This is a genomic window from Arthrobacter crystallopoietes BAB-32, from assembly GCF_000328305.2.
GTDB lineage: Bacteria > Actinomycetota > Actinomycetes > Actinomycetales > Micrococcaceae > Crystallibacter > Crystallibacter crystallopoietes_A.
This window is the reverse complement of sequence record NZ_ANPE02000267.1, coordinates 1-8,670: the sequence shown is the minus strand read 5'-3', so window position 1 is coordinate 8,670 and position 8,670 is coordinate 1. Positions and strand designations below refer to the sequence as shown.

The window sequence follows — 8,670 nt, the reverse complement described above, 5'->3', positions numbered from 1 at the left end:
CAGCACCCGGTAGTCCTTGGCGCGTCCGCGGGAGCCGTCGCGGCCGGCCGAGCTGACCAGTCCGTCCCGCTCCAGCTTCGCGAGCTCCCGGTAGATCTGCTGGTGGGTAGCCGGCCAGAAAAACCCGAAGGAGCGGTCGAAGCGCCGGGTGAGCTCAGCCCCGGAGCCGGGCTTCTCAAGCAGGGCGGTCAGGATGGCGTGCGGCAGGGACATCAGATGACCGCCGCGAGCCGGGTGCCTTGGTCGATCGCCCGTTTGGCATCCAGCTCGGCGGCAACATCGGCGCCGCCGATCAGCTGAACTTTCAGGCCCGCCGCCTCCAGTTCCGGCAGGAGTTCGCGGCGGGGTTCCTGCCCGGTGCAGAGCACCACGGTGTCGACCGCCAGCACCTCCTCGGTGCCATTGACGCTGAAGTGCAGTCCGCCGTCGTCGATCTTCCGGTAGGTGACGCCGGGAAGCATCTCCACGCCCCTGGCTTTCAGCTCCGCCCGGTGGATCCAGCCGGTCGACTTGCCCAACCCGGCGCCGGGTTTGCTGCTCTTGCGCTGGAGCAGGTAGACCTTGCGCGCAGGCGGGGCGGGCCGGGGCCGGGCCAGGCCGCCGGCCGAGCGGTAGTCCGGGTCGATGCCCCAGTGCCGGTAGAACAGTGCGGGCTCGACCGCGGCGCTGGGGCCGGACTGGGTGAGGTACTCGGCGACGTCGAAACCGATGCCGCCGGCCCCGAGCACGGCCACGGTCCTGCCCACCGGCTTGTGGTCGCGGAGGACCTCCTGGTAGCCCAGCACGGAGGGATGGTCCAGGCCGTCAATGTCCGGCACCCGCGGCAGCACTCCGGTGGCCAGGATGACTTCGCCGAAACCGTCCGCGAGCAGGCTCTGCGCCGTCGGAGCCGAGCTGAGCCGCAGCTCGATCCCGCGCAGTTCCAGCTGGCGGCTGAAGTACCGGATTGTCTCGTGGAACTCTTCCTTCCCCGGGATCTGCTTGGCCAGGTTGAACTGGCCGCCAATTTCGCCGGCGGCCTCGAAGACCGTGATCCGGTGGCCGCGTTCCGCAGCGGCGAGCGCGAAGCCGAGGCCAGCGGGTCCGGCACCGATCACCGCGAGCTTCTTCTTCACCGCGGCCGGCTCCAGGACCAGCTCCGTTTCATGGCCGGCACGGGGATTGACGAGGCAGGAGCTGACCTTGCCGGTGAACGTGTGGTCCAGGCAGGCCTGGTTGCAGGCGATGCAGGTGTTGATCTCGTCGGCTGCGCCGCGGGCTGCCTTGGCCACGAACTGCGGATCCGCCAGCAGCGGCCGGGCCATGGACACCAGGTCCGCACAGCCTTCGGCTAGCAGCTTTTCGGCGGTTTCCGGCGCGTTGATCCGGTTGGTCGCGATCAGCGGCAGGCCGGTTTTGCCCATCAGTTCCCGGGTGACCCAGGCGAAGCCGGCGCGCGGGACGGAGGTGGCGATGGTGGGAACCCGTGCTTCATGCCAGCCGATCCCGGTGTTCAGCAGGGTGGCTCCGGCCGTTTCCAGCTCCTGCGCCAGTTCGATGACCTCGGCGAGCGTGGAGCCGCCCTCCACCAGGTCCAGCATGGAGAGCCGGTAGATGATGATGAAGTCCGCCCCGGCGCGTTCCCGCGTGCGCCGGACGATCTCCAGCGGAAAGCGGATGCGGTTTCGGTAGGAGCCGCCCCAGCCGTCGGTCCGCCGGTTGGTCCGGGCCGCGACGAACTCGTTGATGAGGTAGCCCTCGCTGCCCATGATTTCGACCCCGTCGTAGCCGGCCGACCGGGCCAGTTCGGCGGCCCCGGCGAAGTCCTCAATCGTCTGTTCGATTTCGGCGGGCTCCAGCGCACGCGGCGTGAAGGGGCTGATCGGGGCCTGCTCCGCGCTCGGAGCCACCAGGCCTGGGTGCACTGCGTAGCGGCCGGCGTGCAGGAGCTGAAGGGCGATCCTGCCGCCGGCGGCGTGGACGGCTCCGGTGATCCGGCGGTGCTCGTCGGCGTCGGAGGCGGAGGAGAAGACGGCACTTCCCGCAGCCAGCCGCCCGGCCTTGTTCGGGGAGAAGCCGCCGGTGACCATCAGGCCCACGCCGCCCCGCACGCGTTCGGCATAGAAGGCGGCCAGCCGGTCAAAACCGCCCGGCAGTTCCTCCAAGCCAGTGTGCATCGAGCCCATCACCACCCGGTTGGGCAGCGTGGTGAAGCCGAGGTCGAGCGGTTCCAGCAGCCGCGGATAGGGCACGGTCATTATGCGCTCCTTTGCACAACAAGTTGCATAAAACCTAGCGGCAGTGCGCTGCCGCTGGCAACAGTGCGGCGCGGCGGACTGGGATGGTCAGCGCTCCCGGCTTGCCAGCGGCGTCCGGCTCGGGCGGTTGCCGCTGCCTAACGCTTGCTGGTGCCGCTCCCGGCCTTGGCCCGCTTGAGGGCCCGGCGGACCGCTTTCGCGACGTTGCCGCCCAAGCAGACTTCGCCGTCGTTCTCCGAAGCCAGCAGCGCCTCGGCTTGCTCCCGGTCCAGCCCGCGGAAGACGTCCGCCACCGTGACGTTGTGCGAGGGACGGGACAGCACCTCGATGGGGTCACCGGCGGCGATCTGCCCGGTGGCCAGCACCTTGAAATACGCTCCCGGCAGCCCCTTGGCCAGGAACCGCTTGGCCCACTGCGGCTCGTGCATGTGCCGGCCGAAGGTCGCGCACGGGATCCGCGGCATCGTGGCCTCCACTATCACATCGGCGCCGATCCGCCACCGCTCCCCTACCAGGGCCTGGCTGACCGGCACGCCCTCCGTGCGCAGGTTCTCGCCGAACAGCCCGGCAGGAACGTCGCGGCCCAGCTCGCGGGCCCATTCCGCGGCATCCTCGGCCGCATAGGCGTAGAGCGCCTTGAGCTCGCCACCGTGGTGCTTGCGGTCTGCCTGCACGTCGGCCCGCAGCCCGAGCTCGTGAACCTGGACCGCGCCGGGCACCGGCCGCTTGTCGATGGCGGTGATGCCCACGGTGCTGGCGTCCGGCTTGAGGGCGTGGACGCGGCAGACTGCAACAAGGGTTCCGGCGGTCATCTCCTAAGTCTAGGGCGGGCCAGGGGCAGCCGGACGGCGGAACTTAGCGCTAACGACGGCGGCCGCCCACCTTCAGCGGAAGGTGGCCGGCCGTCGTCGTACTTTTTCCTTGCGGGGCGCTCAGAGCTGGCTGAAGGCCTTCTCCAGGTCCGCGATCAAGTCCTCCACGTCCTCGATCCCCACGGACAGCCGGATCAGGTTCTCCGGCACGGCGAGCTCCGTGCCCTTGACCGACGCGTGCGTCATCTGGGACGGATAGTTGACCAGTGATTCGATGCCGCCGAGCGACTCGGCCAGGGTGAACACCCGCGTGGATTCGGCGACCTTGCGCGCGGCGGCCTCGCCGCCGTTGAAGGACACGGAGACCATGCCGCCGAAGCCGCGCATCTGCTTCTTCGCCAGCTCGTGGCCGGGGTGGTCCGGCAGGCCCGGGTAGTAGACGGCCTCCACCTCGGGGCGGCCCTGCAGCCACTCGGCCACGGCCTGGGCGTTGGCCGAATGCCGGTCCATCCGCACGCCGAGGGTCTTGAGTCCGCGCGTTGTCAGGAACGCATCGAGCGGGCCGGACACCGCGCCCACCGCGAACTGGACGAAGCCGATCTTCTCGGCCAGTTCGCCGTCGTTCAGCGCCACGGCGCCGCCGATCACGTCGGAGTGGCCGCCGATGTACTTGGTGGTGGAATGGACAACGATGTCGGCGCCGAAGGCCAGCGGGTTCTGCAGGTACGGGGAGGCGAAGGTGTTGTCGACGACGAGCAGCGCGCCGGCGCCATGGGCCACCTCGGCGAGCGCCTCGATGTCGGTGACCTTCATCATCGGGTTGGACGGGGTCTCCACCCAGACCAGGCGGGTCTTGTTGGCGCTAACGGCCGCAGCCACCGCGGACTGGTCCGACATATCCACGACGGTGTGCCCGATGCCCCAGGGGCCGAGCACGCGGTTGATCAGCCGGTAGGTTCCACCGTAGGCATCGTTGCCCAGCACGATGTGCTCGCCCGGGGCCATCACAGCGCGGATGAGCCCGTCCTCGGCGGCCAGGCCGGAGGAGAAGGAGTAGGCGTAGCGGGCCCCTTCCAGCGCTGCCAACTGCTCCTGCAGCGCGTCCCTGGTGGGGTTGGTGCCGCGGCCGTACTCGTAGCCCTCGCGCAGGCCGCCGATGCCGTCCTGGGCATAGGTGGAGCTGAAATGGACCGGCGGCACCACGGCGCCGGTCCGGGGTTCGAACGCCTGTCCGGCGTGGATGGCGCGGGTGTTGAAGCCAGCATTGTTCTCGGCGCTCATGTAATCCTCTTCCTTCAGCTCGTCAGGTAGGTCAGCAGATCGTGGCGGGTCAGCACGCCCACAGGTGCGCCCTCGAGGGTCACCAGCAGGGCGTTGGCGGTCTGGAGCTTCTCGCGCGCGGCGGACACGGAGTCGAGGGCGCCGATGAGGGGCATGTTCGGGCCCATGTGGTCGCCGATCTTGTCGGTCAGCTTGGCCTCGCCCTTGAACAGCTGGGCGGTCAGCGTGCGTTCGTCGACAGCGCCGACCACCTCGCCCATCACCACCGGCGGTTCCTGCGAGAAGACCGGCAGCGTGGAGACGCCGTACTCGTTCATGATGCCGACGACGTCGCGGACCGACTCGGCCGGGTGGGTGTGGACCAGCTCCGGCAGCCGGCCGTTCTTGCCCTTGAGCACCTCGCCCACGGTCGCTTCCTCGCCGGCGGCGATAAAGCCGTAGGAGCGCATCCACTCGTCGTTGAAGATCTTGGCCAGGTAGCCCCGGCCGGAGTCCGGCAGGATCACCACGACGACGTCATCCGGGCCCAGGTTCTTGGCCACGCGCAGCGCCGCCACCACGGCCATGCCGGAGGAGCCGCCGACCAGCAGCCCTTCCTCCTGGGCCAGCCGGCGCGTCATCGCGAAGGACTCGGCGTCGTTGACGGCCAGCACGTCGTCCGGCACGTTCTTGTCGTAGTTGCCCGGCCACATGTCCTCGCCGACGCCTTCGACGAAGTACGGGCGTCCGGTGCCGCCGGAGTAGACCGAGCCCTCGGGGTCCGCGCCGATGATCTTCACCGGGCCCGAGGGGCGGTCCGCCGAGACTTCCTTCAGGTAGCGGCCGGTGCCCGTGATGGTGCCGCCGGTGCCGGCGCCGATCACCACATGGGTGACCTTGCCGTCGGTGTCCCGCCAGATCTCCGGTCCAGTGGTCTCGTAGTGGCTCTGCGGGGCGGCCGGGTTGGAGAACTGGTCCGGTTTGTAGCCGCCTTCGATCTCCTTGACCAGCCGGTCCGAGACGCCGTAATAGGACTCCGGGCTGTCCGGTGCCACGGCGGTCGGCGTGACCACGACTTCGGCGCCGTAGGCCTTGAGCACGTCGCGCTTCTCCACACCGACCTTGTCCGGCGTGACGAAGATGGACTTGTAGCCCTTCTGCTGCGCGACCAGGGCCAGGCCGACGCCGGTGTTGCCGCTGGTGGGTTCGATCACCGTTCCGCCGGGCTTCAGCCGCCCGTCCTGCTCGGCGGCTTCCAGCATCTTGATGGCGATCCGGTCCTTGATGGACCCGCCCGGATTGAAATACTCCACCTTGGCCAGGACGGTGGCGGAGATCCCCTCGGTCACTTTGTTGAGCTTGACCAGCGGGGTGTTTCCGATCAGGTCCAGGACAGAATTGGCGTACTTCATGCGGCCAAATCTACCCGTCCGGGCAAGGTCGCTCCTAGCCGGCATACAGAAAGCTTCACATCCGAGGTGCCGCCGGCGGCTCCAACGCCGTGCGACGATTAAGTCATGCCCCCGCTGACCGCCTCCGCCGCCGCGCGCGCCGATGCGGCCACCGAGATCACGCTTCCGGCAGGCTATGACCTTTCCGGCACCTTGGGCATCCTGGCCCGCGGCAAGCAGGATCCCACCATCCACTTCACGTACGACGGCGTGTGGCTGGCTTACGCGGCAACCGGCGGCCTGGTCTCGCTGCGGCTGGCGGCCCGCCGCATCGCTGACGGCACCGTTGTCGACGCGCGGCTCTGGGGGCCCGGCGCGGACTCAGCGCTGCCCGGCCTTCCCCGCCTGCTCGGCGCCGAGGACGACTGGAGCGTCTTCGACGCCCCGGAGTTCCAGGCCACGCTCCCCCGGCTGGCTTCCCAGCCCCGGCGGCTCAACCCCGGCCTGCGCCTGCCCGCGACCGGCCGGATGATGGACGCCCTGGTTCCGGCCGTGCTGGAGCAGAAGATCACCACGATCGAGGCCCGCTATTCCTGGCGCTACCTGGTCAGCCGCCACGGCTCGCCGGCCCCCGGTCCGGCCCCGGCAGGGCTGCTGGCGCCGCCGTCGCCGCAGCAGTGGCGGAAGGTTCCGTCGTGGGAGTGGCACCGCGCCGGCGTCGACTCCAAACGCTCGGGGACCATCCTGCGCGCCTGCAGCCTGGCTCCGGGACTGGAACGCCTGGCCGGCCTTCCGGCGGGCGCTGAACTCGCGGCGAAGCTGTGCTCGGTGCCCGGAATCGGCCCCTGGACAGCCGCCGAAACCACCCAGCGCACGCATGGGGACCCGGATTCGGTGTCCGTCGGCGACTTCCACCTCGCCTCGTTCGTCGGCTATGCGCTGACCGGACGCAAGACCGACGACGCCGGCATGCTGGAGCTGCTGGAGCCCTGGCGCGGCCACCGGCAGCGGGTGGTCCGGATGCTGATGCTCAGCGGCTTCCGCAAGCCGAAGTTCGGCCCGCGCCTGGCTCCGCAGGACCACCGCTTCCACTGACCGGCGGCCATTTCCGGCCAGCCAGGCTCTCCGCGCAGGCCTGTTCGGCTCCGCGCAGGCCGGTTCGGCGTCGGCCACCCGGACTACCCGCGCAGCTTCACCGCCGAGCGAGCCGGATCAGCCGGGCACTTTCTCCGCCGCGGGAGCCGGATCAGCCGCGCAGCTTCTCCGCGGCCTCTTCGCGCATCTGCTCTTTGCGGACCTTGCCCGACACTGTCATGGGGAAGTCGGCACGGACCTCCACGCACTTGGGGATCTTGAAATGCGCCAGCCGGCCTTGGCAGAACGCTGCGATGTCTTCGGCCGTCAGTTCAGGCGCCCCGGGCCGGAGGACGATGCAGGCCATCAGCTCCTCCCCGTACTTCTCGTCCGGGACACCGATCACCTGGACGTCCTGGATGTCCGGGTGCTGGTACAGGAAGTCTTCGATCTCGCGCGGGTAGATGTTCTCGCCGCCGCGGATCACCATGTCCTTCATGCGGCCCTCGATGGTGATGTAGCCATCTTCGTCCATGCTGGCCAGGTCGCCGGTGTGCATCCAGCCGTCCTGATCGACGGCGAGCGCGGTCTTCTCCGGCTCGTTCCAATAGCCCTGCATGACGCTGTAGCCGCGGGTGTGCAGTTCGCCGATCACGCCGCGTTCTGTTGTCTCCCCGGTTTGCGTGTCGACGATCCGGCTCTCCAGGTGCGGCATGGTCCGGCCGACCGTCGAGGTCCGGCGGCTGATGCTGTCTTCGCTGCGGGTCATGGTGGACACCGGGGAGGTTTCGGTCATGCCGTAGCAGATCGCGACTTCGCCCATGTTCATGTCCGAGATAACGCGTTTCATGATCTCCACCGGGCAGGGCGAGCCGGCCATCACGCCAGTGCGCAGTGTCGAGAGGTCGTAGTCGGCAAAGTCCTCCAGCGCCAGCTCGGCGATGAACATGGTGGGCACACCGTAGAGCGAGGTTCCGCGGTGGTCCTGGACCGCCTGCAGCGTGTCTGCGGCGGAAAAGCTGCGGCCCGGCAGGATCGCGGCAGCGCCATGGGAGTAGATGTTCAGGTTGCCGATCACCATGCCGAAGCAATGGTAGAACGGCACCGGCAGCACCACCCGGTCTTCCGGTGTGTAGCCCATCAGCTCGCCGATGGAGAATCCGTTGTTGAGGATGTTCCGGTGGGTCAGCGTGGCTCCCTTGGGAAAGCCGGTGGTTCCCGAGGTGTACTGAATATTGATCGGATCGTCCGCCCGCAGCTGCTCCATCCGCTCCTGCAGCCGGGCCGGCGGGACCGACTCCGCGGAGGCAACCACCTGGCCCAGGGTCAGGGCCCCGTCAGGGCTGGCACCGCCGTCGTCAATGACCACGATCTCCAAAGGCCCGGGGCAGGCCTCCCGGACTTTCAGGGACATGCCCGCATAGTCGCTGCGGGCATCCGACGGCGCGGTGATGAGCATCCGCATTCCGCTTTGCGTGACGACGAACTCGAGCTCGTGCAGCCGGTACGCGGGATTGACGTTGACCAGGATGGCGCCGATCTTGGCGGTCGCATACTGCACGATCGTCCATTCGGCGCAGTTGGGCGACCAGATCCCGATCCGGTCTCCACGTCCTATGCCCTGAGCCAGTAGCCCCCGGGCGAGGCGGTCCACGTCCTGCCTCAGCTCGGCGTAGCTCCAGCGGCGCCCGGTTGCGGCTTCGATCAGCGCGTCCCGCTCGGGGAAACGGGCTGCCACCGAATTGAAGTCTTCGCCGATGGTGTGTTCCAGCAAGGGCTCATTGGTTCTGGCATCGGTGTAGGCAAGCATGACCGTCTCCCCGTCAGCGTTGGCTGTGAACTGAAGTACCGTATCAAGTGCCGGTCCGCCGGGCCATACGGGAAGCGCCCGCCGCC

Annotated in this window: 7 protein-coding genes; 1 reads left to right on the top strand and 6 read right to left on the bottom strand. The window is 68.8% G+C overall.

Annotation, left to right across the window (positions count from 1 at the left end; genetic code table 11):
• The 5 genes from D477_RS19290 to D477_RS19270 all read right to left on the bottom strand — a co-directional run.
• Positions 1 to 213, bottom strand: a 213-nt coding sequence (locus D477_RS19290) for a PadR family transcriptional regulator (protein WP_005274074.1), incomplete at its 3' end; no start/stop codon positions are given.
• Positions 213 to 2,237 carry an oxidoreductase gene (locus D477_RS19285; protein ID WP_043847742.1) on the bottom strand — a complete coding sequence of 675 codons (2,025 nt, stop codon included), beginning with the start codon at positions 2,235 to 2,237 and terminating at the stop codon, positions 213 to 215. The genes D477_RS19285 and D477_RS19290, both read right to left, overlap by 1 nt.
• A gap of 137 nt (positions 2,238 to 2,374) precedes the next feature.
• Positions 2,375 to 3,049: an MOSC domain-containing protein gene (locus D477_RS19280; RefSeq protein ID WP_005274068.1), complete on the bottom strand. Its 675-nt coding sequence runs from the start codon at positions 3,047 to 3,049 to the stop codon at positions 2,375 to 2,377.
• 120 nt (positions 3,050 to 3,169) lie between these two features.
• Positions 3,170 to 4,330, bottom strand: a complete 1,161-nt coding sequence (locus tag D477_RS19275) for a cystathionine gamma-synthase (RefSeq protein WP_005274065.1) — start codon at positions 4,328 to 4,330, stop codon at positions 3,170 to 3,172.
• A 14-nt stretch (positions 4,331 to 4,344) separates the two neighbouring features.
• Positions 4,345 to 5,721, bottom strand: a complete 1,377-nt coding sequence (locus tag D477_RS19270) for a cystathionine beta-synthase (RefSeq protein WP_005274063.1) — start codon at positions 5,719 to 5,721, stop codon at positions 4,345 to 4,347.
• Positions 5,722 to 5,826: 105 nt separating this feature from the next.
• Between D477_RS19270 and D477_RS19265 the strand changes: the two genes are divergently transcribed.
• Positions 5,827 to 6,795: a DNA-3-methyladenine glycosylase family protein gene (locus D477_RS19265; RefSeq protein WP_005274059.1), complete on the top strand. Its 969-nt coding sequence runs from the start codon at positions 5,827 to 5,829 to the stop codon at positions 6,793 to 6,795.
• 151 nt (positions 6,796 to 6,946) lie between these two features.
• Here the strand turns inward: D477_RS19265 and D477_RS19260 are convergent, their stop codons facing one another.
• Positions 6,947 to 8,584, bottom strand: coding sequence for an AMP-binding protein (locus D477_RS19260; protein ID WP_005274055.1), 1,638 nt, complete (start codon positions 8,582 to 8,584; stop codon positions 6,947 to 6,949).
• Between the last annotated feature and the right edge of the window lie 86 nt (positions 8,585 to 8,670).